Genomic DNA, 24,143 nt, shown 5'->3' on the forward strand with positions numbered 1-24,143 from the left:
TAATTGATTTTTAATCGATTCCGGCTTACGGAATAGCTAAACAGATAATAAAGGGGGTGTTGCAAGCACTCCTTTTTTTTATTCATTTATCTTTGAATCGTCAGGAGTTTTGTCGAGGTCTATTCATAGTTTGTTAGGGTTAGGTTATGGTTGATTAAGTTGTTTTATTTTTAGAGATAAAGGTTAGTTACTCCTTCATCTTTGCTCTTTTATTCTTTATATACAATCACTTTGCTGCCTTTAATATCAAAGCGCACTTCACCAGTTTGCTCAAATTTGGTTAGTACTTTTGATATTTTTTCGAAACGGCTCACCGTTCCATAATACATTACTTCTTTGGCTGCAGGGTCTGCATATTCTATATCTACATTGTACCAACGGGCTACTTTGCGCAAAATACTTTCCTGTTTTTCATTATTGAACATAAAATAGCCGTTTTTCCATGCAATGGCTTCATCTACATCAACATCTTTAACATCAAAACCCGCATTCGACAGGATGGATTGCTCTCCCGGTTTCAATATTTCACTCTGCTTTGTACTACCTTGCGAAACACGCACACTTCCTTCCAATAAGGTAGTTCTGGTTACGATTTCATCATGGTAGCTGTTGATATTAAAGTGTGTACCCAATACTTCAACAGATTGTTTATCTGTTTCTACGATAAAAGGATGTGCAGCATTTTTGGCCACTTCAAAATAAGCTTCACCATCTAATTTTACGATCCGTTGTTTAGCCGCTCCAATATTTAACGAATATTGTATAGAAGAGGCCGCGTTGAGCCAAACGATGGAACCATCTGGCAAACGGATCTGCCATTCGCCACCATTAGGTGTAGAAATCGTATTTAATCTTGCATCTTCAATATCATTTGATTCGGCAATATTGTAAACCAGCTGACCATCCTTGGTTTTAGTAATGGAAAAACCAGCTTCTTTAGCAATATTCCCATTCATGGCATCAGAAAGGGAAATTTTCTTGCCGTTAGCCAAAGTCAGAATCGCTTTATTATTACCTGGAGGAACATCAGTGGCAAAAACGTGCTCCTTTTTTTTATGTAACGTTACATAAGTGGTTAATGAGAACACAATAAAAACTACTGCGGCGGCGGCCCATTTTAAACTGTTATATAAAATTTTTCGCGGTGCAGGTGCTGGTTTATCAACCTTCAGAATTTTATTTAGAATTGGATTCCATTTTTTATCAATTACCTGATCGGCATTTTCTTCTTCCGCAATGATCATTTTAACAATTTCATCACTGATAAGTGAAGCATTGCCCTCAGCCAAAGCCAAAAGCTCTTGCTTTTCTGCCTGGTTGATTTTGCCTGATGCAAACTGCTGTAAAAGATAATTGATGCGTAATTCCATAAAGATTCTGATACTAAGAAGCACTAAAAGAAAATTAGGACTATCGGGATTTCACTTTTTTTTATTTTATTTTCAAAAAAGTGAGAACAATCGGAAAAAGAAATACAATTCCATGCTGATCCAAGTGTATGCGGATTGATTTCAACGCAATTACAAGCGCATTTTTAACTGTGTTTGGAGAAATATTTAAAATTTCGGCTATTTCGGGGATACTTTTACCATCGCCTCGGCTTAATTGGTAGATTTTTTTCCGTTGTTCAGGTAATTTCTCAACGGCATTGGAAACAATTTTATTTATTTCATTTAAATTCACCACATCTGCGGTATGGTTATGGCTATTGGGCTGCTTTGCAGTAAAAGCATCTACCACTTTGCCTTCTTTAAGCTTTTTGCGCAAATGGCTTAAACATTCATTAGAAACGTACTTATAAAGATAAGCTTTTACATTTTCGACTTCAGCCAATTTATCCCGGTTTAACCATACCCTTAAAAAAGCATCCTGGATAATTTCTTCAGCAGCATCTTCTGACTTGGTAAATTTTGCAGCAAAAACCTGTAATACTGGAAGATAGTTAAAGAACATGACAGAAAAAGCCTGTTCATCTCCTTCTACAATTTTATCAATCAGCGCACGTTCTTTATCCAGATTTTTTAACGGCATAAATTTAGTTAATCATAATTTACTATGTTTTTCATTATACTGAGGCGTAATAATAAATAGATTTATAATTAAAAAAAAAGAAATATTTAAACTAAAACAATTTAGTAAATAATGAGCTCTTGTTTACCAAATATACTAATTATGAATTTTTAGCTGCTAAAATATAAATTAAAAATAAAGCCCTCACTTTTTAGGTTGAGGGCTTTATTTTTAATTACATAACTATTGGTAATAAGGGGAGATCATTAGATATACTACAACACCAGTTATGGCCACATACAACCATAAAGGGAAGGTGATCCGAGCAATTTTTCTGTGCCGATCGAAACGCTGTGCCAACGCCCGTACATAAGTAACCAAAACCAATGGGATGATGGCTATTGAAAGTAAAATATGCGTTAACAGAATAAAGAAGTAAACATATTTTATGGTTCCATCTCCCCCAAATTTGGTTGATGGGGTAGTCATATGGTAAGCAATATACATCACCAAAAATAGCAAAGAGCAACCAATGGCAGTTTTCATTAAATTTTGATGTAACAGGATTTTTCCATTTTTTATGGCCCAAACTGCTACTACCAACAATACTGCGGTAATACCATTAATGGTGGCATATATGGGTGGTAAAAATGGTAATGTTGGTGCATCAATACCTAAATCTTTTAGTTTTACTACAAATAAGAAGGCAACGCCTACTGGAATAAAGATGGAAAGGATAATGATCCACTTGCTATATTTTTTCTCAATCGGGCTATTTTCCATGAGTATTTTATCTCTTTATATTTTATTTGATCTATTCGACTGATGACTTAAGATTTAGGAAATAAGAATTACCTGCCATCTTTAACATTTCTTAAATACTCTGCAATGAGCACTTTTATTTCATCCTCAAGTTTGGCATTGGCACCAGCATCATCAGCTTCGTAAATACCACGTATACGGTGTAAATTGTCGATTAGAACAATCTTATTGCTAAATATGAAGTTGGTATTGTCTTTTGTATGATCGGCTATAGCATCGAGTAATAAACCTTTTCTAATCAAAGGATAGGTTTGCGTTGTATCACCAGCCAAAAATTCCCACTTGCCTTCTTTAGCTTTAAATTTAGCAGCGAAATCTTTTATTTTATGTTGATCTTCAGGATCTACAGATAAACTTAAAAACTTAACCAAAGGCTTTTGCTCATAACCATCGGATAATTGCTTAATGTATTTAATCGTTTGCTGACTGCCAGCCGCAGTATAGAATAAATTTAGCACAACAATTTTATTCTCCAATGATTTCCAGCTGATGGTATCATTTTGCTGATTGACAAGTTTAAAATCAGGCACCTTATGGTAAATGGTATCAGGTATTTTCTTACCCTTTACACTGTGGAATGTTGATGCAACAATCTTTTTTCCAAAAATGGGTAAACTTTTATACCTGTTTTTTGCGAAATGTGGCAATAAGTAAAAAAACAAAAATCCCGGTATAGCTAAAATGCTTACCAGGATTATTACCTTTTTTATAGGGCTTCTTTTCATTAATGATTCATCATGTGGATGTTTAGGAATCCACCTTCTGTTAACATTAAAACAATAAAGTAAATAATGAAAATAAATGAAACTGTTAATGCCAACTGTAAGCCTAATTTCTCATATTTTAAGTGCATAAAATAGGCTACAATATAAAATGCTTTTAACAATGTTAAACCAATATAAATGTAGTTACCGATGTGCTGTGTCATAACTCCTTTCGGAATTAATACCAACGCAATGATAAACTCAATAACGGTGATTAACAAAAGGATTCCGAAAACTTTCCAGATTTTACCTTTCGATAAACCTGCATGTTCTTCGTGACCGTGTTCTTCTGTTGAATGTGTGTGCTCTGACATGATAATATTTTTATATATGATAAATTAAACCAAATAGAAGAATGTAAATACAAACACCCATACTAAATCTACAAAGTGCCAGTATAAACCAACTTTTTCAACCATTAGGTAATGGCCTCTTTTTTCGAAAGTACCATTAATCGTCATGATCAAAATGATGATGTTAATGATTACTCCACTGAAAACGTGAAAACCGTGGAAACCTGTAATGGTAAAGAATAAGTTTGCAAACTGCTGTGCCGAAACTAATGATACTTCACCATTAAATAAGTGCTCTAATGTTTTTAACGGAGGAATTTTACCCCAGCCAAAACCTTCGTGAAACAAGTGCGTCCACTCAATTGCCTGACAGCCTAAGAACATGAAACCACCAATAATAGTTGCGATCATCCAGCCGATAACTTCTTTTTTAGCCCGGCGATGTCCTGCTTCTACAGCCAATACCATAGTTACCGAACTCATGATCAAAATAAAAGTCATGATACCTACGAAAACTAATGGAGCGCCATGTTCTGCAATACCAGGAATGGATTGGAAAACCTTATCTGGAGCTGGCCATGTTAATTTAGAAAAACGCTGAGCGCCGTAGTAGATCAATAAAGATGAAAAGGTAAAAGCATCTGATAAAAGGAAAAACCACATCATGATTTTACCATATTCTACCGACCACGGAGAACGACCACCATTCCATGGTCCGGTTTTAACTTGATCTAATTGTGATACTGCATTCATTTGGAAATAGTATAATAGTTTGTTAACAAATTTAACGGTTCAAAAGTAAAAAAACATACAGATATATCCATAATATATCTATAAAATGCCAAAAAATAGAAGCAATTTCCATTCTATATTGGACTTTCGCAACAGGTAAGCTTTTGTAACTTCCTGCTAAAGCATTAATAATAAGGCCAACACCGCCTAAAATGTGCAAAAGGTGCATGCCCGAAACCACATATATAAATGATATTGCGGCGTTGTTTCCTACCAGGGTTGCACCTGTGCGCACCATACTGCCCCAGGCATTAAACTGCATTACACCAAAAATAACGGCTAATATTACCGTAACCCAAAGCAAATTGCGTTGCAAGCTAAAGTTTAATTTCTTTAAAGCTCTTGAAGCAAGTACCAAAGTAATGCTACTGGCAATAATTACCAAACTTGAATAAATAAAGGCATCTGGTAAAACCAAACCATGCCCTTTTCCTTTTGAGGCGGCAAACACCAGATAATAACTGGTAAAACCACCAAACATAATTGTAGATGATACGACAAATAACCAAACAATAAACTTCCTTGGTTTTGGGTCAAACGTATCCTGCATCTTTTCCATTGTTAGCACCATAAATTATTTTGCTATAAAATTTAATAATAAACCCAACTGTACGGCCGGGATGTAAAAAAATGAACAGAACATCACTTTCCTGGCATCAACCATTTCTCTGTTCATTAAAAGTTTAAAAGCAAGCCAGCTAAATATAAATCCTGCAATTAAAGATAAACCAGCAATATAATAACCACCAAATCCATAAATAGTTGGTAATAAACTTACCGGAATCAAAATCAACGTGCTTAAAAAAGTAAGCAATGCTGATGTTTTATCTCTTTTTTTTGTTGGCAATAACCTAAAACCTGCTTTTTTATAATCATCATCCAAAACCCATGCAATTGCCCAAAAGTGTGGAAACTGCCAGACAAATTGGATCAGGAATAAAATTCCAGCAATATAGTAATCAATTTCATGGAACATTTCTGCTTTTAAACTGCCAAATGCGGCCAAATAACCGATTAGTGGTGGCAAAGCTCCAGGAATTGCACCTACAAATACTGCAATAGGCGATTTTCTCTTCAATGGCGTATACGCAAAGGCATATAATAGAATTGAAAATACAGATAACAAACCTGTTTCGAGATTTAATTTACCCAAGAGCCATGTACCTAAAAATGCCATGAAAATCCCTAGAATCAATCCTTGACCGGTAGTCATTCTGCCAGCGGGCATAGGACGATCTTTGGTTCTCGCCATTAATTTATCCAGATCTTTTTCTATAATCTCGTTAAAACAGTTTGCCGCTGCCGTAACCAAAAATCCTCCTGCAATAAGTATTAACCAGTTTCCCCAGTCAATATTAGGAATATAACCTCTTCCAACCTGCATTTTCTGACCGATTAAAAAAGAAATCGATGCAGAAAACACTACCGTGAACGATAGTCTGAATTTGATAAGTTTAGAAAAATCTGAAAGATATTGCTTCAATTTTCTTAAATATTATTGTTTATAAGTGCTTGTTCGGTAAACCAACAGGTACAGATAAAACTGTAAACTAAATAACAGCGTAGAGAACAAAATATGTAGTGCTTGAGCTGCTGGCGGAAAAGCAATGTAAGCCAATGCTAAACCACTTAATAATTGTATGAGAAGCGTAATTAATATAAATCTGGCCGTTAACAACGGTGCTGCTTTACCACTAAAACGGTCGATTACCATTTTGTAAACTACAGCGTTACTCACAATCACCAATATCGCCAGATCACGATGATAGGTGAATACTTCACCCACTTTTGAAATCCAGCTAGCTTTATTGCCATAACCGAGCGATTTTGCAATCACATCTACCGCTTCTCTCACATCAGTACCTAATATAATCTGAATAAGACTGATCACAAGAGTAAAGAATAAAAAACCTTTTAACCAGGCTATCCGATACATAATTACCGAAGGTGCCTTATTTAACTGCTTCGCATAATTATAAGTGTAAATGGAGATTGCCAAAATAACCAATGCCAAAAGCATGTGTACCGTAACTACCCATTGTGCCAAATTGGTTGATACCACTATTGAACCCAACCAAGCCTGATACCCCACAACAAAAAGATTCAAGATACTCAGTACAATGATCCGTTTTGCTGTTTTACGGTAGGTAAATGAGTACACAACCGTTAAAAACAGGAATATCCCTGCAGCCACTCCAGCCAATCGGTTTAAATATTCTGTCCAGGTTTTAGCCGGATTAAATTCTTCAGGTATGGTTATACTCTTATCGTGCCTAATACTATCAGCTAAGGCAACTTTGCCCATGCTTTCCAGATACTTGGCAAACTTTTCATTCTTTTTTAACCTACCAGCCACATATTTCTCTTTATAGTTGGCAGGAAGCTGAGATACATCGGTTGGCGGAATATAACGATCGAAACATTTCGGCCAATCCGGACAGCCCATGCCTGAACCTGTACTGCGTACAATACCACCGGCAAGTATAACCAACAGCGTAACGATGATGGTGATAAGGTTAATTCGAATGAAACGTTGTTCTGATCTGCTGACCATATATCTATTAAGATGAAAAGGGTATCCGGATAAGCAGAAACTTAATCAGATACCCCTTTTAAAATTGTTTTTAAGCTTAAACTAGCCCTTGTTTTCTTCAACAGGGTTAGCTAGTTCCCAGTCTTGCTGTATTTTTTCTGCTTCAGCATTTCCTTCAAAATCGTGAGGTAAATTAGAGCTCATGGTTTGAGAAAAAGGAACAGTTTGAGGAATAAAGTCCGCATCATGTCCTGGTTTGCTATAATCATATGGCCATCTGTAAACAGTTGGAATTTCTCCTGGCCAGTTACCATGTAGGTGTTCTACTGGTGCAGTCCATTCTAATGTATTAGATTCCCAAGGATTTTGAGGAGCTACTTTTCCTTTAAATATTGAGTAGAAGAAGTTAAACAAAAACGCTACCTGAGCAAGTGCGGCCATTATAGCTGCCCATGTTACAAAAACGTTAACTGTTAACCATTTCTTCATAAATTCGAACTCAGTAAATGCATAGTAACGACGAGGTACACCATCTAAACCTAAGAAGTGAAGCGGGAAAAATACCAGGTAAGCTGCAATGAAAGTTAACCAGAAGTGTAAGTATCCTAGTTTAGCATTCATCATTCTACCGAACATTTTAGGGAACCAGTGATAAACACCTGCAAGCATACCAAAGATTGCTGCAGATCCCATTACCAAGTGGAAGTGGGCAACAACAAAATAAGTATCGTGTAAGTTAATATCCAAAGATGCGTTTCCTAAAAAGATACCAGTTAAACCACCAGAGATAAAGAATGAAACCAAACCGATAGCGAATAACATTGCAGGCGTAAAACGGATGTTACCACGCCATAATGTTGCTAAATAGTTAAAGGTTTTTACTGCTGACGGCACAGCGATGATTAATGTTGTAATCATGAAAACACCACCTAATAATGGGTTCATACCGGTTACAAACATATGGTGACCCCATACAATAAACGATAGTACGGTAATACCGATTAAAGAGTAAACCATTGCATGGTAACCAAAGATTGGTTTACGTGAGTTTACTGAGATAACCTCAGATGAAATACCCAACGCTGGCATAATTACAATATATACCTCAGGGTGACCTAAGAACCAGAATAAATGCTGCCATAAAATTGGAGAACCACCTTCATTCGGTAAAATATCAGTTCCCATTACGATATCTGACAAATAGAAACTTGTTCCAAAACTACGGTCGAATACCATTAAAACTACCCCAGCTACAAGAACAGGGAAAGATAAGATACCTAAAATAGCGGTTAAGAAGAAAGCCCAGATCGTTAAAGGCATTTTCCAAAGGTCCATACCTTTAGTACGCATGTTTAAGATTGTACTAACGTAGTTGATACCACCCATTAAAGATGATGCTACGAAAAGTACCATACTTACCAACCAAAGTGTCATACCCATTCCTGATCCAGGCATTGCCTTCGCTACTACCGATAATGGCGGATAAACCGTCCAACCACCGGATGCCGGCCCTGTTTGAATAAAGAATGATGACATCATGATCACACAAGCCATAAAGAAAAACCAGTATGAAAGCATGTTTAGGAATGGCGAAGCCATATCTCTGGCGCCAATCTGAAGTGGAATCAGTAAGTTACTAAAAGTACCACTTAACCCGGCAGTAAGTACAAAGAATACCATGATGGTACCATGAATGGTAACCAAAGCAAGGTAAAAATCTGGTTTAATACGGCCACCTTCTGCCCATTTACCTAGAAATGTTTCTAAGAAAGGGAAATTTTTATCTGGCCAGGCCAATTGAATACGGAATAAAATTGATAAGCCCATTGCTATTACCGCCATAATAATACCGGTAATCAAAAATTGCTTAGCAATCATTTTATGATCCATACTAAAGATGTACTTTGAAATCAAAGTCTCTTTATGATGCCCATGATCAGCGTGATCGTGATTGTGTTCGTCGTGTAATGCTATTGTTGACATAATTCGTTCGCTCCTGCTTAATATTATTTATTTAAAGCCATTTGGTTAGTTTTTACAGCTGCTGAATCTTTAGCTGCTGAATCTGCTACTGATTTTACAGGCGCAGGTGCCACTGGCAAATTAAATTGTTTTCTTAAATCATCATTTAAGTATGTTTTCTGCTCAGCAATCCAAGTTTTATACTCGGCTTCAGAAACTACACGTACAACTTTCTGCATGTTGTAGTGACCGGCTCCACAAATTTTAGCACATAAGAAAAGGTACTTAAAGTTAGGGTCGTTAGTTTCCTGCTGCATTTCAGCAGTAGTTTTAGTAGGTGTAAACTCAAAAATTGTTCTCATACCTGGTACAGTATTTAACTGAACCCTGAAATGAGGCATATAAAAACTATGAATTACATCTTTACTGGTTAAGATTAACTTAATTGGCTTTCCAACCGGAAGAACCATCTCATCAGCCATCTCATCATCACGGGAGTTTAAATCTTTAAAATCGATACCCAATGGATTGGTTGGCGTTGTTAATTTGTAATTTTTGTTACCCACAACACCATCAGCTCCAGGATAGCGGATAGACCATTTAAACTGTTCTGAGGTTACTTCAATTTGTAATGGCTTGTGGTTTGGATCTTCAACTTTGAAGAAAATCGATCTCCAGGTTAAGAAACCCATCAATACCAATACGGTTAATACCAAAGCCGGAACAATTGTCCAGATTTTTTCGATTGTATTGTTATGTGGATAGTAGTAAGCTTTTCTTTTAGCTGAGTATTTGTAGATATAAGAAAATCCGAATAATAAGATGTGTGTAACCACAAACACAATTGTGGTGATGATTAACGTTAAATTAAACATCTCATCTATTTTCTTTCCATGCTCTGATGCTGCAGCTGGAAGTAACATTGCGCCGTGCACCGTATATTCCCAATATACACCATATAAACCGATTACCAGAAACAGTGCAAATAAGCTTGCATGGATTCTGTTCCAGTTAATACCTACAGGTTTACCTTGTGCCTCACGGCTCAATTCATAAACTCTTATTGCTTTACCAATAATTGCAATGAATAAGCATACGGCAAGGAAAACCAGAATATAAAATATCACAGATTTATAAACCTCGCCCATATCAACTTTCGGTGCCGCGGCAGCACCTGCTGCTGCATCTTGCGCAAATACGCTAGTGTTTGCAAAAACAGTAATCAGTACTGCTAAAGCTGCGGTCGTTTTATTCGTTATAAACTTTCTTAAACTCATTTTCTTAAAAGTAGTACGCTGTACTGCTAATTATAATAATAATTAAATATTTGCTCTATCCTGTCACCACTATAGTTGATGATGCAAACTTTCTTGTAATAATGGGTGATTCTTTGCAATTAAAGGTTTTTTGCTCAGTGATGTTAATACTGTAAAGGTAAACAATCCTACGAAACCTATTGCAGTACCAATTTCAATAATACCAAAACCATTATGACCATCTTCTACCGCTCCTGGCATAATCATTTGGTAGTAATCTACCCAGTGACCTAACAATACCACGATAGAAACGAATAATAATTTCACATCTGTTCTTTTGTTATCCCTATCCATTAACAACAATACCGGCGCTAAGAAATTCATTGCAAGGTTTAAGAAAAACCAGAATTTGTAATATTCAAAACGTTTGTAGAAGTATATAGTTTCTTCGGGCATGTTCGCATAATAGATCAATAAAAACTGAGCAAACCATACATATGTCCAAAAGATAGAGAATCCGAAAATAAACTGACCTAAGTTATGCAAATGGCTATTGTTAACCCATTGCATGTAACCCGCTCTTCTTAATAAGATGATGATAATTGCGATAGTAGCTAAACTGCTTACCCACATTGCTGCGAAGTTATACCAACCAAACATAGTTGAGAACCAGTGTGCTTCTAATGACATTACTGTATCGAAAGCAAAAATAGGAGTTGTAAAACCATAAATTACCAAGAAAATACAAGCATTTTTAAAGCTTTTTCTGTAAGAATTTAAACCTCCTGCTAAATCTTCATTATAAGAAAACTTAACAAACATGATTGAAAAGATGCTATATACACCTAAAAATACTACCTGGCGACCTAAAAAGAAAGGTACATTCAAGAATACTGATTTACCTGCAATGATAGAATCATAATTAGCACTGTTCGGATCTGTTAATCCATCAGCATGCCAGTGGTGATATAAATTGTGTGTGTACAAACCTGCCGAAATTACTACAATAAGTATTACAGCTGCAATAGGCAATGTTTTTGCCATAGCTTGAGGTACACGTAAAATTGATGCAGACCAACCTGCTTGAGCTACATATTGAACAGCCAGGAAAAATGTACCAGACATACATACGCATGCAAAGTAATATGCCATAAGCAACAGGTTGGCAAAAGTACGCTCGTGCATCACTTTATCACCAGCAAAGAAGCCATAACCGATAGCTAAAGCACCTAAAATGATGCCAACTATACTCAATGTTTTTACTTTACCTGTAAACTCAAACTGTTCACTAAAATTAATATTGTGAGTTCCCATTTATATTCTGCTTTACTTATTGTTGTTTTTGTAATTCCTGAACATACATCACTACTTTCCAACGATCTGTCGGAGTAATTTGTGAAGCATGCGAACCCATGTTATTTACACCGTATGTAATGGTGTGGTAAATTTTACCGGCAGTAAGTGCTTTCATTTCTCCACCTCTTGACGAACTTCCTGAGAAGTAAGAAGGTACACCACTAAATTTCTCAATTTTAACCAAGTGTCCTTGTCCATCGCCTTTTTCTCCGTGGCAAGGGCTACAGAAAACTTTGAACAAGTGTTGTCCTTGAGCCAAATTAACAGTATCAACTGGTAAAGGGTTAACCATGCTTACACCTGCTGCTTCATATCCCTCTTTGGTATTAGGAAATTCATCATACTCATTAAAACCTACAGGTTTAGTATGTGCAGGTGGCAACTGTGCAGTTTTACCATCTTTAAAATTCTTATTTGGCTGATCCGGATTGTAAGCAATCGGATCATACATGTTTCTGGCATATTCTAAGCCAGTACTGCGTTTATCTTTACAAGCTGAAAAGGTAGCTGCAAAAGCGATAGCTAAAAACGCCGTGTAAACAAATTTATTCTTATTCATAGCTAATGTACTTCCTTTCATTATACTTTATTTCTAAAGCACCTGCATCTTTTAATAATCCATCAATTACAGTATGTTCCAAATTGTCTTTTGCATCAACTGCAATCACAAAACGGTCATCAGTAGCTCTTAAATCCATCACACGTGGTGCTCTTCCTGGAAATAAGTGAGTGGATGCATAATAGGTTAACACCATACCGAAAGCACAGAATAATACTGTAAGCTCGAACATTATCGGAATAAAATCCGGCAATGCAAATGATGGTTTACCACCTATGTTTACTCTCCAATCGATTACTGCGCAGAAATAAATCAAAGCGAATGCACAGCAAGTACCGGTAATACCAAAGCAAAATGCTGCGATATCGATTCTAGATCTTTTAATTCCTAATTTGGCTTCTATTCCGTGTATAGGCATTGGAGTATATACATCATGGATACTGATGTTATTTTCCTGAAGTTTTTCGATGCCATGCATCATTTCGTCAGGATCACCGAAACTGCCTAAAATATATTTGATATCACTCATTGTTATATTTTTGCGTAATCTTCTTGTTTAACACTATCAAATTTCTCTAAAGACTCTACGTATTCAGCAACGTATTCTTTATTCTCATGCCCTTCCTTAATCTGTTTCATTTTGGCTTGCTCACTTGCAGTTTTCAATAATAATTTAACCTCTGCAATAGCGATTGATGGCAATACCCTTAAGAACAATAAGAATAAAGTAAAGAATAAACCAATTGAACCAACGAATACACTTACATCAACCCATGTTGGATAAAACATTGCCCAACTTGATGGAATATAATCACGGTGTAATGAAGTAACGATAATTACGAAACGCTCAAACCACATCCCTACGTTTACCACGATTGATAAAATCCAGGTAGCACGGATGCTTAAACGGATTTTCTTAAACCATAACAGCTGTGGTGAAATTACGTTACAGGTCATCATCATCCAGTATGCCCACCAGTACGGACCTGTTGATCTGTTGATAAATGCATATTGCTCGTACTCAGAACCTGAATACCATGCGATGAAAAACTCTGTTAAATAAGCCACACCTACGATTGATCCTGTTAAGATGATGATTTTATTCATCGACTCAATGTGGAACATGGTGATGTAGTTTTCTAAACCCAATACTTTACGTGCAACCAATAATAAGGTTAACACCATCGCAAAGCCTGAGAAGATCGCCCCTGCCACAAAGTATGGAGGGAAGATTGTAGTATGCCATCCTGGTATAACCGATGTTGCAAAGTCCATTGATACAATGGTGTGTACCGAAAGTACCAGTGGTGTAGAAATACCTGCTAAGATTAACGACACCGCTTCGAAACGTTGCCATGTTTTAACACTTCCACTCCAACCGAAAGAGAAGATAGAATAAATTTTTCTACGTGTACCTACTGCACGGTCGCGGATGGTAGCAATATCTGGTAATAAACCTGTGTACCAGAATAATAATGATACAGAGAAATAAGTTGAGATTGCAAACATATCCCAAACCAATGGTGAGTTAAAGTTTACCCATAATGATCCGAACTGATTCGGTAATGGTAAAACCCAATAAGCTAACCAAGGGCGGCCCATGTGCGATACTACATAAGTAGCTGCACAAATAACCGCAAAGATTGTCATCGCCTCTGCAGAACGGTTAATTGAGTTACGCCAGTTTTGACGGAAAAGTAATAGTACGGCTGAAATTAGTGTTCCAGCGTGACCGATACCTACCCACCATACGAAACCGGTGATATCCCATGCCCAACCTACTGTTTTATTTAATCCCCATGCACCGATACCGTTCCAAAAGGTATAGCTTACAGCTACCACCCAAAGTAAAGCACCTAATGAAGCAAAGGTGAAACCAATCCACCAAGCCTTGTTTGGCTTGTTCTCTACCGGGCCTAAAATATCATCCGTAATTTTTGCATACGTGATGTTATCTCCGGTAATTAATGGTTCTCTAAGTATTGATTCGTTATGTCCTGACATAATTTGTATTTTCTTTATACTAAAGCTTACGCTTGTACTGTTGTATCTGTATTTCTAATTTTTGTCATGTATCCGATACCCGGTTTCACATTGATTTCTTCTAATACGTAGTAGATACGCTCAGAACGTAATGCTTTTGAAACCTCTGAATTTGGATCGTTTGCATCACCAAATACAATCGCATTTGCTGAACAAGCTTCCTGACAAGCCATTTTAATATCGCCATCTTTTAATGGACGTTTCTCCAATTTAGCTTGTAATTTACCACCTTGTATACGTTGAATACACATAGAGCATTTTTCCATTACTCCTCTAGAACGTGTAGTAACATCAGGGTTTAATACCAATTGGGTAAACTCGTTATTTAAATAGTTATCGAAACGAGAATCGTTCCAGTAGTTAAACCAGTTGAAACGACGAACTTTGTATGGACAGTTATTTGCACAGTAACGTGTACCTACGCAACGGTTGTAAGCCATGTGGTTTAAACCATCACTTGAGTGAACAGTTGCCAATACCGGACAAACTGTTTCGCAAGGTGCGTGATCACAGTGCTGACATAACATTGGCTGGTGAACAACAGAAACATGATCTAAGTCTTCTAACTTAGCAATTTCTTTTTCTCTTGTAACATCACCCTCTTTGGTTTCGTAGCTGTAATAACGATCGATCCGGATCCAGTGCATTTCACGACGACGGCGAACCTCATCACGACCTACAACAGGAATGTTATTTTCTACGTTACAGGCAACAACACAAGAACCACAACCTGTACAAGCATTCAAATCGATTGCCATAACCCAGTTGTTACCTGGTTTTTCATATTGATCCCAAAGATCGTAATCTTTATGTCCTTCACCTTTACCTGTTCCAGCAGCTGGATCTTTAAGGTATTCTTTAAAGGTAGCTTCACGGATAACGTTACGGCCCTCGAAAGAGTGGTGAGTTTGTGTTTGTGCCAATTCGTAATGACCACCTGTTGGGGTAATGGTTACTGAAGTAGCATATTGGAATGTTCCGTTAACAAAAGAAACAAAAGGGTAAGCATTTTTACCTACATCGTTACCAGCTTTACCAACTTTGGTACGGCCATAACCTAATGCGATAGATGCTGTTCCTTGCGCTTGTCCTGGTTGGATCAATACCGGAAGATCTACTGAATATCCGTTGCTGCCTTTAACAGTTACAACATCAAATTCTTTAACTTTTAATTTCTCAGCAAATTTTGGTGCCAGGGCAACAAAGTTATCCCAGGTTACCTTCGAAACCGGATCAGGTAACTCCTGTAAAAATGCATTGTTTGCATTTTTACCATCACGCATTGGGATGTTTTCGTAAACCTGCAATTCAACTTCTTTTGCCAGTGCTTTGCTGCTATTTACAACCGAAGTAGCAACAGCACCTAAAGAAAGCGTAAAGCTGTATGCGCCAGCAGTTTTTGCCGTTGCATTAATTACACCTTTTTCTAATACTTCATCCCATTTTAAACCTACAGCTGGTAACATTTTAGTTTCCCAGTTGCTACGTACAAACTGATAGTAATCTTTAACTGGTGCATCAGCCCATGTTAATAAACTTTCTTCTGCCTGGCGGCTATTGAAAACAGGATTAATGGTTGGCTGAACGATAGAATAATATCCTTCGTATGCATTTGCATCACCCCATGATTCTAAGTAGTTATGGTTAATAGCGATTGCATCACAAACTGAAGCAGTTTCATCTGCACGATCAGAGAATGAAATTTTTGCAGGAACCTTAGCCAATGCATCAGTAAATGCTTTTGCATTTGCGGCATCATAAACTGGGTTACTGTTTAAGAATAAAACAGCACCAACTTCGCCACGGCTCATTTCAGCAACTAAACCGTTAAATTCGGCATCGTTACCTGCATATAAATAACAAGGATTATCTAAATCGATAGTGGTACCATAACTTCCGATAGCGGCGTTGATGGCATTTACTAAAATTTGTGTAGAAACATCATTAGAACCACAAACAACAAGGCCTTTACCTTTTGCCTGTACCAATTCTTTTGCTACAAGTTTAATCACTTTATCAGCAGTGGTATTGTTGCCTAATGTTCCACCAGGTAAAGCAACACCTGTAATTGCATTGTACAAAGCAATTAATGCAGGTCCTTCTTCAGATAATTTTACCGGAACACGGGTATCTGCATTGGTACCTGTTAAGCTCATACCACTTTCGAACTGAATGTGGCGGCTCATTTTTTTATTTGCTAACGATTTATAGTTACGGTTATCAGTATACTGAGCAGTAAACTCTTCTCCGTTGATCCAGGTACCTAAGAAATCGGCACTGAAACTTACAATTAAATCAGCTTTATCGAAATTGTATTTTGGTAAAACGGCCTTACCAAAACTGTTTTGGTTAGCCTGGATAATACCAGTATATGAAACAGCATCATACTGAACCAATTTAGCAGCAGGATATTTAGTAATAAACTGTGCAATAACGGCATTGGTTGATGGGCTGTTTACTGTTGAAGCTACAATACGGATTTTCTTTCCGCCTGCCTGTGCTTTTGCCAACTCGCCTTTAACAAAGCTGTCGATTTTTGCCCAGGTAGTTTCTTCAACTTGCCCGCCTTTTACTAAAGCAGGTGCTTTTAGTTTAGATACATCATATAAATCTAAAACTGAAGCTTGTGCTCTTGCATCGGTACCACGGTTAAACTGACCCGCATTTGGGTTTGGTTCAATTTTAATCGGGCGACCTTCCCTTGTTTTAACCAAGATACTCTGGCCATTAAAGCTAGAAGTATAATAGTTAGGAATACCTGGAGTAACTTCTTCAGGTTTTACCAAATAAGGGATAGATTTTTTTAACGGGGTACTTTGGCAGGCAGCTAATGTAACGGCACCTAAACCAAAACCTAACGCCTTTAAAAAGTCGCGGCGTGGGGTAACGGTACTTAACCCTGCTTCATTTAAAACATCTTCTATTGGAAGTGGCTCGGCGAATTCGTTTTTGTTATTTTTAACAAAATCGGGTGTATTGTTATACTCCTCTAAGCCTTTCCAGTATTTTTTATTGCTTTCCATTTAAGCTATATTACTGTTTATCGAACGTTCTTACTAAACTCTAATCTATTAATAGTGGCATTTACCACACTCTAAACCACCCAATAAAGCTGGTGTGATTTTCTCGCCTTTTTTAATTTTCTCGTGCGCTTCGATAACCTTAGCGTAGAAAGCATTGTTTTTCTGACCAGAAATATCTGTTTCTTTATGGCAGTTGATACACCATTTCATGGTTAATGGAGAATATTGATAAATTTCTTCCATTGTATTAACCGGACCATGACAAGCGAAACATACAGGCTCTGTTGGTTGTAATCCTTTTGCTTTGCGAATTGCATCTTCTGCAACAACTACGTGCTGAGAGTGGTTGAAGTAAGCAAAATCAGGTAGATTGTGTACACGTACCCACTCCATTGGTTTTGATTTACTTTCATCATACTTCTGCGTTTCAGGATCATAACCTAAAGCATTATAGATTTTTTTGATCTCAGGAGAAATCTCACCATCATATTTATCTCTCGCCTGAACAGCCTTATGACAGTTCATACAAACATTTAATGATGGAATAGTTGCGTTTTTAGATTTAAATGCTCCGTTGTGGCAATACTGACAATCGATTTGATTGATACCAGCATGCAACTCGTGAGAGAATTTAATTGGCTGAACTGGCTGATAACCAGTGTGAACACCAGTATTCCACATGCCCATCCATCCCCAAGAGCCTAAAGCAATGATTAAACACAATATGAAGAACATTACAAATTTCTTGTTCTTGAACATTTTGCGCACACCAACTTTTAATGGCAATTCTTCTTCAACCTCGATACCTTGTTTCTGTAAGATCAAACGCTCTAACAATTTAGAGGCACGACCTAAGATAACCAAAATAACAACCGCTAATACAACGATAGCCACGATACCAACGATAGATAAACCTGAAGTAGAATCATCTTTAGGAGCAGCAGAAGCAGCACCACCAGCAGCATCTCCAGTTGGTTTTGGCTCACCTTCTTTAATGTAGGCTAGGATATCCTTTACTTTTGTTTCGTCTAACTCAGGGAAAGTAGTCATTGGTACTTTTCCATTTTCGTTAAACAATTTAACAGCGGCAGGATCTCCGGCAGCAATCATTGCGGCGTTGTTCGGGATCCATTTTAACAGGAACGCTTCAGGGTGACGATCGCTTACTCCTTCTAATGCCGGACCAACAACTTTGTGATCTAACGCATGGCACGAAGAACATTTTGCTTTGAAAAGCGTTCTTCCCTCTTTAGCATCCTGCGCATTTACGGTAGAAACCGCTATTACGGAAATTGCTGAAAACACGAATAACGACTTCCAAACGCTTTTTAAAATCATCGAGATATCTCTCATAATGAACACTTTATACTTATTTAATTTACTTTTTGTTGTGAAATTGATGCCTGAGCCCAGATAGCCCCATCAAAACTTGAACAAAAGTATAACTTATTAATAAATCCCATGACATAATAGTGACTGGAAATACAATTTATAATCATTCTAAACAAATGTCATTTCTAACCATTGAGGGCACAAAAATGCCCATTTTTGATCCGAGATCTTAAATGGGCATACCAGAAACCAATTTGGTTTATTAAAATGTTACGTTTATTGTTTTAATATCCAGGCAAACATCAGCGGCGCTACTATTGTTGCGTCACTTTCTACAATAAATTTAGGCGTATTGATATCGAGTTTACCCCAGGTGATTTTTTCATTCGGTACCGCACCAGAATATGATCCGTAAGAAGTTGTAGAATCAGAGATCTGGCAGAAGTAACTCCAGAAAGGAATATTTTCCATTTCCATATCCTGATAAAGCATTGGCACCACGCAGATCGGGAAATCTCCGGCAATACCTCCACCAATCTGGAAGAAACCAATCCCTTTGCCACCGCTATTTGCAATGTACCAATCAGCTAACCAACCCATATATTCAATTCCACCTTTCACAGTAGTGGCAGTAAGCTCTTTTTTCATCACGTATGAAGCGAAAATATTACCCATTGTAGAATCTTCCCATCCCGGAACCACAATAGGCAAATTCTTTTCAGCAGCAGCAAGCATCCACGAGTTTTTTGGATCAATTTCGTAGTATTGTTCCAAATCTCCACTTAAAAGCATTTTATACATAAATTCGTGTGGAAAATAACGCTCTCCTGCAGCTTCAGCATCCATCCATATTTTTTGAATGTGTTTTTGCAAACGACGGAAAGCCTCTTCTTCAGGAATACAGGTATCGGTAACACGGTTATAATGATTTTCTAATAAGTCCCACTCATCCTGCGGACTTAAATCGCGGTAATTTGGAACACGTTTATAATGTGAGTGTGCAACCAGGTTCATAATATCTTCTTCCAGGTTGGCTCCGGTACAAGAAATAATAGCCACTTTATCCTGGCGGATCATCTCTGCAAGTGAAATTCCCAATTCTGCAGTACTCATTGCACCAGCAAGTGTGATCATCATTTTGCCACCTTCATCTAAATGCGTTTCGTACCCTTTAGCCGCATCCATCATTGCCGCAGCATTAAAATGGAGGTAATTACGCTCCATAAACTGAGATATTGGTCCTCTAGTATTGCTCATTTCGTTTTGTATTGTTTTGCCGCAAAAATAGGCATTTCGGCCGAAAGGTAAAAGCGTTTTACGCTTGGGGCTTTGCGTTTAGCGTTAAATTAGTCCAAAGTCAATAGTTTTCAGTACAAAGTCGATTAAAATCAAAAGGCGCATTTCCCTCGCGATTGTCATCCTGAGCGTAGTCTAAGGATATTTTTTGAAAAGCAGTTGCAGCAGCTATTATTAAAGGTAATCCGGTTTCCGGTACTCACCTTTGTATCGGGGCCTTTCTCAATCCGGTTTAGGTGACTGCTAGTACTGAACAAAGCCTAGCGATCATCTTCCTGAACTTGTTTTAGAATCTATGTAAAACAAATTACTTAATCGGGATATTTAATTCCAAGTTTTAAACCAGTTAAACAACAGTACAGTTGGCAATTTCAGGCACCAATGAACCATTAACTAACTGAACCATTGACCAAATAACAAATGACTATCGAACAAATAAACTATAATTAAATTTCCTTTTCTTTGTCGTGATGAAAAAATATTATCTAATTATTTTACTCGCGCTCATTTCAGGAAGTTCATTCGCACAAATGAAACTGATCAGGAAAATGCTCTCAAACGAAAAAGATACCACCCGTAAAGCGAGCTTTTTGCCATTACCGGCTTTTGGTTATAGTCAGGAAACAGGTTTTGAATTTGGTGTTGGAGCCATTTATTCTTTTTACATAGACCGTAAAGATACACTGAACCGCAGTTCAAATTTTGCCTTAAACACAACATACTCGACTAAAAAAACGGCTAATTTTATGCTTAAAGGCGATATGTGGACAAAAGGAAATAAATATCATTTTATTGGCGATATCCGTTTCAAAAACCAGCCTTTTAATTTTTATGGCATTGGCAACGACGCAAAAAAGACTGATGAAGATAAATTGGACCAAAAGATATTTAAAACACTTTTTGATGCTGAAATGAATACTTTACCTCAAGCCTATACAGGTGTTTCGCTTGGTTTTGAGAACTATCATTTTACAGATAAGGAACCTGGTGGTATATATAGTACAAACCCACAAATTTTAGATAAAGATGGTGGTTCAGTTGCCTGGATTGGTGCATCGCAAAGTTACGATACCCGGAATAGCAATAATTACCCAACAAAAGGCTTTTTTGGAAGGGCAACGTATCAATATGCACCCGATTTTTTTGGTGGCGAAAGTTTTAACGGTTCCCAAATTAAGCTAGATCTACGTGGTTTCTTCAGTTTACTACCTAAAGTGGTTTTAGGGGTTCAGGGCATATTTTATACCATACAAAGCAAAAACACCCCATTTTATTTATTACAACAATTGGGTAACGACCAAATGATGCGGGGTTATTACAGTGGCCGATACCGCGACGAAAACTTAATGGCCGCACAAGCAGAAATACGTTATCGTTTTATGAACCGTTTTGGAATTGTAGCTTTTGCAGGTACGGGTAAAGTATTTGCAAATGGTGAATTTAATGGCGATGGTTTGAAACCAAACTTTGGTGTTGGCGGGCGTTACTTTTTCGATCCGGCCAAAGGTTTGAGTGTTCGTTTGGATTATGGTATAGGAGAAAAACTACCAAATGAAAAACGCCAGGCAGGGTTTTATATTAGCTTAGCGGAGGCGTTTTAGCCACCGATCTACACAGATCAGTTTTTGCCACGGGAACACAGAAAGCACCCGCTTTACTAAAGCCTGCTAATGGTAGCGTAGATGAAGGATTTTTAACTCTAAAACAGCATCAAAATCACCTAATTGTTCCTCCTTCGCTCCTCTTCATTTCCCAACTTCCGATCCTGTTGTTTAATCTTATCATTGCCAAAATTGTAACGGAAAGTGATTCTTAACTGGCGGCTATCGTAATAATTATTGTATTCTTGTTTAATATCATTAATTAAACTACTATACCTATACTGGTTTGTTTTTAATACATCAGTAGCTGAAATAGCAACCTGCATCTTTTTGTGGAATAATAATGCTTTAATCCCCAAATCGACATTATATTGACTCTTATTTCTATTTAATCCATCAACAGAGGCGAATTGATACCAAAAGCTGGCTTCGCCTAAAATGGTTTTTGATTGATTAAAGGCAAACTGGTTTAAGCTGGAAAAGTAAGCACCAAATCCTTTAAGATTGTTTTGAGTTTCAGGAATATTTGAATTGGAAATATCATAATAAACATCAAGCTGATTAATGCTCTCTAACCACTTTACAGGATTAAGATTTACCATATTACTCAATTGATAATGATAACCTGTAATAAAATTTACAGGCTTAGCAGACTGAATATTAGTGGCCACATTAATAAAATTAATATCATTAAAACCATTTGCAGTATAACTAAATGATAGCGAAGTAGTTAACAAACTTTTATAACTATGTGAAATCTCTATATTATCATTGTAAGACGGCTGTAAAAAAGGATTTCCTTCAGCATATGCATACTGATTATTGTACCAGCGGAAAGGATTTAATTTGCGGTAAGCGGGCCTGTTTATCCGCCGGCCATAATTGATTGAAAAAGTATTCTTATCATTCGCCCGGTAAACTAAATAAACTGTAGGAAATAACCTAAAATACTTGTTCCGGTTTTGATCGTCAGCTGATTTACCATCAACCTGGGTATATTCGCCTCTTAATCCGGCTTGAAAATCCCATTGCTTTGAGGTTTTATTATAGTTGATATATAAAGCCTGGGTATTTTCCTGATAGTTAAAAACATTACTTTGTGCAGGATCAACTTCATAAACCGTGTTCCGAAACTGATAAAAAGCAAGATCGCTTTGGTTTTTAATCATACTCAGTTTTGTACCGAATGAAACTTTAAAGGTTTTATAAGGCAGATCGATATCAGCTTTTAAAGTATATAAATCTATATTTTGTTTACTGGTAGAGAGATATTCGGCAAACGAACCCGGGATTATTAATCCACTTTGAAAATAACTGGTATTGTTAAAAAACCTGCTTTTATCGTCAACATAGGTAAACCAATCGCCATTAACTGTTAACTGTTTTCCGGTAGAATCTAAATTTTGTTTTAAGTAAATATTTGCTGAATGATAATGAGACTCGATGATGGCATTGGCATCAGCATTCAATACAGAATCTAAATTTCCTGTTTTGTTGTAAACTTTGGTTTTAATGTTTTCTTCAGAATGAAAATTGGTAAGTCCGCCATTATACGATAAACCCAATACTGTTTTTGGCGAGGCTTGGTAATCAATTCCAACCTGCCCACTGGGTACAGTTCTAAAATTTCTATCCTTATTTACAATGTTCCAGGTTTGGGTGGGATAAAATACATCGCTTTGTTCAAATGGCACCAGCGATCCTTTTCTGAAATTCAGATTAGCGGAAACTGTAATTTTATTTTCGCGGTAACTTAAATTTGCTCCTGTTGATGCGGTAAAATAACTCGCTTTGGTTAAAGCCGTGTTAATTGAGCCTTTAAAACCATTATTAGCCACTTTCTTCATCAAAATATTAATCAAACCATTATTTCCCTGTGCATCATATTTGGCAGGCGGATTGGTAATGATTTCAATTTTGGATATATTGGCTGAAGGGATCGATTTTAAATAATTAGATAACTCATCACCTGATAATACCACCAGTTTATCGTTAATCATAACATTTACCTCTCCTTTACCCACTAAAGAAACCTTATCGTTTAAAACCCTTACGCCGGGCACTTTAGCAAGCAGTTCTAAAGCATCTGTACCAATTGCAGATACACTATGCTCCGCATTAAAAATTGTACGGTCGATCTTTTTTTCAATTAAAACCTTTTTAGCATCTATCTGAACATCTTTAAGGGCGTTTAAACTTGCATTAAGTTGAATATTAATTATTGTATCAGCATTTAAAGTGAGTGCCCTATTTTCTGCTTTATAATTGATTACTGAATAAGCGATTACATATTTTCCGGCTCGTAAATTATTAAAATGATACAATCCGGCACTATCAGTTTGTGTGTAATTAACCTGATTTTTAGCGCTTATAATTTTAACGGTAACATACGGTAAAGTTTTATCCTCTTGATCTGTTATTATACCAGAGAGCTTGATTTGAGCACTTGAGGATAAAAAAGTGAAAACTATAATTATGACAGCTAAGATTTTATAGAACAT

20 protein-coding genes are annotated in these 24,143 nt (G+C 36.9%); 1 reads left to right on the forward strand and 19 read right to left on the reverse strand.

Features of this window, described 5'->3' with window-relative positions:
- Window positions 1–209 precede the first annotated feature (209 nt).
- From ASE74_RS01660 to ASE74_RS01745, 18 genes are all read right to left on the reverse strand, one after another.
- Window positions 210–1,370 carry a FecR family protein gene (locus ASE74_RS01660; protein ID WP_055903267.1) on the reverse strand — a complete coding sequence of 387 codons (1,161 nt, stop codon included), beginning with the start codon at window positions 1,368–1,370 and terminating at the stop codon, window positions 210–212.
- A 61-nt stretch (window positions 1,371–1,431) separates the two neighbouring features.
- The gene (locus tag ASE74_RS01665; RefSeq protein ID WP_055903268.1) at window positions 1,432–2,031 is read right to left on the reverse strand and encodes an RNA polymerase sigma factor; all 600 of its coding nucleotides are present in this window, start codon (window positions 2,029–2,031) and stop codon (window positions 1,432–1,434) included.
- A gap of 222 nt (window positions 2,032–2,253) precedes the next feature.
- Entirely contained in the window at window positions 2,254–2,793 is a 540-nt protein-coding gene (locus ASE74_RS01670; protein WP_055903269.1) for a DUF420 domain-containing protein, read from the reverse strand.
- Window positions 2,794–2,861: 68 nt separating this feature from the next.
- On the reverse strand, window positions 2,862–3,557 hold the full coding sequence (locus ASE74_RS01675) for an SCO family protein (RefSeq protein WP_055903270.1): 696 nt from the start codon (window positions 3,555–3,557) through the stop codon (window positions 2,862–2,864).
- Complete coding sequence (locus tag ASE74_RS01680; protein ID WP_055903271.1) at window positions 3,557–3,910, reverse strand: cytochrome C oxidase subunit IV family protein; 354 nt, start codon at window positions 3,908–3,910, stop codon at window positions 3,557–3,559. The genes ASE74_RS01675 and ASE74_RS01680 overlap by 1 nt, the downstream gene beginning before the upstream one ends.
- Before the next feature lie 24 nt (window positions 3,911–3,934).
- Entirely contained in the window at window positions 3,935–4,642 is a 708-nt protein-coding gene (locus ASE74_RS01685; RefSeq protein ID WP_055903272.1) for a cytochrome c oxidase subunit 3, read from the reverse strand.
- Between the two features lie 31 nt (window positions 4,643–4,673).
- Complete coding sequence (locus tag ASE74_RS01690; protein ID WP_235525984.1) at window positions 4,674–5,231, reverse strand: cytochrome c oxidase subunit 3; 558 nt, start codon at window positions 5,229–5,231, stop codon at window positions 4,674–4,676.
- A gap of 24 nt (window positions 5,232–5,255) precedes the next feature.
- Window positions 5,256–6,164 (reverse strand): heme o synthase, encoded by a 909-nt coding sequence (gene cyoE / locus ASE74_RS01695; RefSeq protein WP_055903274.1) that lies wholly within the window; start codon window positions 6,162–6,164, stop codon window positions 5,256–5,258.
- A gap of 12 nt (window positions 6,165–6,176) precedes the next feature.
- The gene (locus ASE74_RS01700; protein ID WP_055903275.1) at window positions 6,177–7,235 is read right to left on the reverse strand and encodes a heme A synthase; all 1,059 of its coding nucleotides are present in this window, start codon (window positions 7,233–7,235) and stop codon (window positions 6,177–6,179) included.
- Between the two features lie 81 nt (window positions 7,236–7,316).
- Window positions 7,317–9,104, reverse strand: coding sequence for a cbb3-type cytochrome c oxidase subunit I (locus tag ASE74_RS01705; RefSeq protein ID WP_055903276.1), 1,788 nt, complete (start codon window positions 9,102–9,104; stop codon window positions 7,317–7,319).
- 116 nt (window positions 9,105–9,220) lie between these two features.
- On the reverse strand, window positions 9,221–10,453 hold the full coding sequence (locus tag ASE74_RS01710; RefSeq protein ID WP_055903277.1) for a cytochrome c oxidase subunit II: 1,233 nt from the start codon (window positions 10,451–10,453) through the stop codon (window positions 9,221–9,223).
- Between the two features lie 69 nt (window positions 10,454–10,522).
- A complete protein-coding gene (locus ASE74_RS01715) occupies window positions 10,523–11,746 on the reverse strand; it encodes a hypothetical protein (protein WP_055903278.1) in 1,224 nt (407 codons plus the stop codon).
- Between the two features lie 16 nt (window positions 11,747–11,762).
- Entirely contained in the window at window positions 11,763–12,368 is a 606-nt protein-coding gene (locus ASE74_RS01720; protein ID WP_055903279.1) for a cytochrome c, read from the reverse strand.
- Window positions 12,340–12,876 (reverse strand): DUF3341 domain-containing protein, encoded by a 537-nt coding sequence (locus ASE74_RS01725; protein WP_055903280.1) that lies wholly within the window; start codon window positions 12,874–12,876, stop codon window positions 12,340–12,342. Before ASE74_RS01725 ends, ASE74_RS01720 begins: the two co-directional genes overlap by 29 nt.
- A gap of 2 nt (window positions 12,877–12,878) precedes the next feature.
- Window positions 12,879–14,351, reverse strand: a complete 1,473-nt coding sequence (gene nrfD / locus ASE74_RS01730) for an NrfD/PsrC family molybdoenzyme membrane anchor subunit (RefSeq protein ID WP_055903281.1) — start codon at window positions 14,349–14,351, stop codon at window positions 12,879–12,881.
- Window positions 14,352–14,377: 26 nt separating this feature from the next.
- Entirely contained in the window at window positions 14,378–17,413 is a 3,036-nt protein-coding gene (locus ASE74_RS01735) for a TAT-variant-translocated molybdopterin oxidoreductase (RefSeq protein WP_055903282.1), read from the reverse strand.
- Between the two features lie 48 nt (window positions 17,414–17,461).
- Window positions 17,462–18,766, reverse strand: a complete 1,305-nt coding sequence (locus ASE74_RS01740; RefSeq protein ID WP_055903283.1) for a c-type cytochrome — start codon at window positions 18,764–18,766, stop codon at window positions 17,462–17,464.
- A 255-nt stretch (window positions 18,767–19,021) separates the two neighbouring features.
- A complete protein-coding gene (locus tag ASE74_RS01745) occupies window positions 19,022–20,002 on the reverse strand; it encodes a deoxyhypusine synthase family protein (RefSeq protein WP_055903284.1) in 981 nt (326 codons plus the stop codon).
- A 509-nt stretch (window positions 20,003–20,511) separates the two neighbouring features.
- Here ASE74_RS01745 and ASE74_RS01750 point away from each other — a divergent pair.
- Entirely contained in the window at window positions 20,512–21,642 is a 1,131-nt protein-coding gene (locus tag ASE74_RS01750; protein ID WP_055903285.1) for a BamA/TamA family outer membrane protein, read from the forward strand.
- Between the two features lie 119 nt (window positions 21,643–21,761).
- On the opposite strand, the gene ASE74_RS01755 is transcribed toward ASE74_RS01750, so the two are convergent.
- The gene (locus ASE74_RS01755) at window positions 21,762–24,143 is read right to left on the reverse strand and encodes a TonB-dependent receptor (protein ID WP_162235774.1); all 2,382 of its coding nucleotides are present in this window, start codon (window positions 24,141–24,143) and stop codon (window positions 21,762–21,764) included.

The organism is Pedobacter sp. Leaf216 (genome assembly GCF_001421515.1).
In the GTDB taxonomy this organism is placed as follows: Bacteria; Bacteroidota; Bacteroidia; order Sphingobacteriales; family Sphingobacteriaceae; genus Pedobacter.

Coding starts and splice junctions, on each gene's coding strand:
- ASE74_RS01660 (WP_055903267.1), bottom strand. CDS start 1,370: ATGGAATTACGCATCAATTATCTTTTACAGCAGTTTGCATCAGGCAAA.
- ASE74_RS01665 (WP_055903268.1), bottom strand. CDS start 2,031: ATGCCGTTAAAAAATCTGGATAAAGAACGTGCGCTGATTGATAAAATT.
- ASE74_RS01670 (WP_055903269.1), bottom strand. CDS start 2,793: ATGGAAAATAGCCCGATTGAGAAAAAATATAGCAAGTGGATCATTATC.
- ASE74_RS01675 (WP_055903270.1), bottom strand. CDS start 3,557: ATGAAAAGAAGCCCTATAAAAAAGGTAATAATCCTGGTAAGCATTTTA.
- ASE74_RS01680 (WP_055903271.1), bottom strand. CDS start 3,910: ATGTCAGAGCACACACATTCAACAGAAGAACACGGTCACGAAGAACAT.
- ASE74_RS01685 (WP_055903272.1), bottom strand. CDS start 4,642: ATGAATGCAGTATCACAATTAGATCAAGTTAAAACCGGACCATGGAAT.
- ASE74_RS01690 (WP_235525984.1), bottom strand. CDS start 5,231: ATGCAGGATACGTTTGACCCAAAACCAAGGAAGTTTATTGTTTGGTTA.
- ASE74_RS01700 (WP_055903275.1), bottom strand. CDS start 7,235: ATGGTCAGCAGATCAGAACAACGTTTCATTCGAATTAACCTTATCACC.
- ASE74_RS01705 (WP_055903276.1), bottom strand. CDS start 9,104: ATGGATCATAAAATGATTGCTAAGCAATTTTTGATTACCGGTATTATT.
- ASE74_RS01710 (WP_055903277.1), bottom strand. CDS start 10,453: ATGAGTTTAAGAAAGTTTATAACGAATAAAACGACCGCAGCTTTAGCA.
- ASE74_RS01715 (WP_055903278.1), bottom strand. CDS start 11,746: ATGGGAACTCACAATATTAATTTTAGTGAACAGTTTGAGTTTACAGGT.
- ASE74_RS01720 (WP_055903279.1), bottom strand. CDS start 12,368: ATGAAAGGAAGTACATTAGCTATGAATAAGAATAAATTTGTTTACACG.
- ASE74_RS01725 (WP_055903280.1), bottom strand. CDS start 12,876: ATGAGTGATATCAAATATATTTTAGGCAGTTTCGGTGATCCTGACGAA.
- nrfD (WP_055903281.1), bottom strand. CDS start 14,351: ATGTCAGGACATAACGAATCAATACTTAGAGAACCATTAATTACCGGA.
- ASE74_RS01735 (WP_055903282.1), bottom strand. CDS start 17,413: ATGGAAAGCAATAAAAAATACTGGAAAGGCTTAGAGGAGTATAACAAT.
- ASE74_RS01740 (WP_055903283.1), bottom strand. CDS start 18,766: ATGAGAGATATCTCGATGATTTTAAAAAGCGTTTGGAAGTCGTTATTC.
- ASE74_RS01745 (WP_055903284.1), bottom strand. CDS start 20,002: ATGAGCAATACTAGAGGACCAATATCTCAGTTTATGGAGCGTAATTAC.
- ASE74_RS01750 (WP_055903285.1), top strand. CDS start 20,512: ATGAAAAAATATTATCTAATTATTTTACTCGCGCTCATTTCAGGAAGT.
- ASE74_RS01755 (WP_162235774.1), bottom strand. CDS start 24,143: ATGTTCTATAAAATCTTAGCTGTCATAATTATAGTTTTCACTTTTTTA.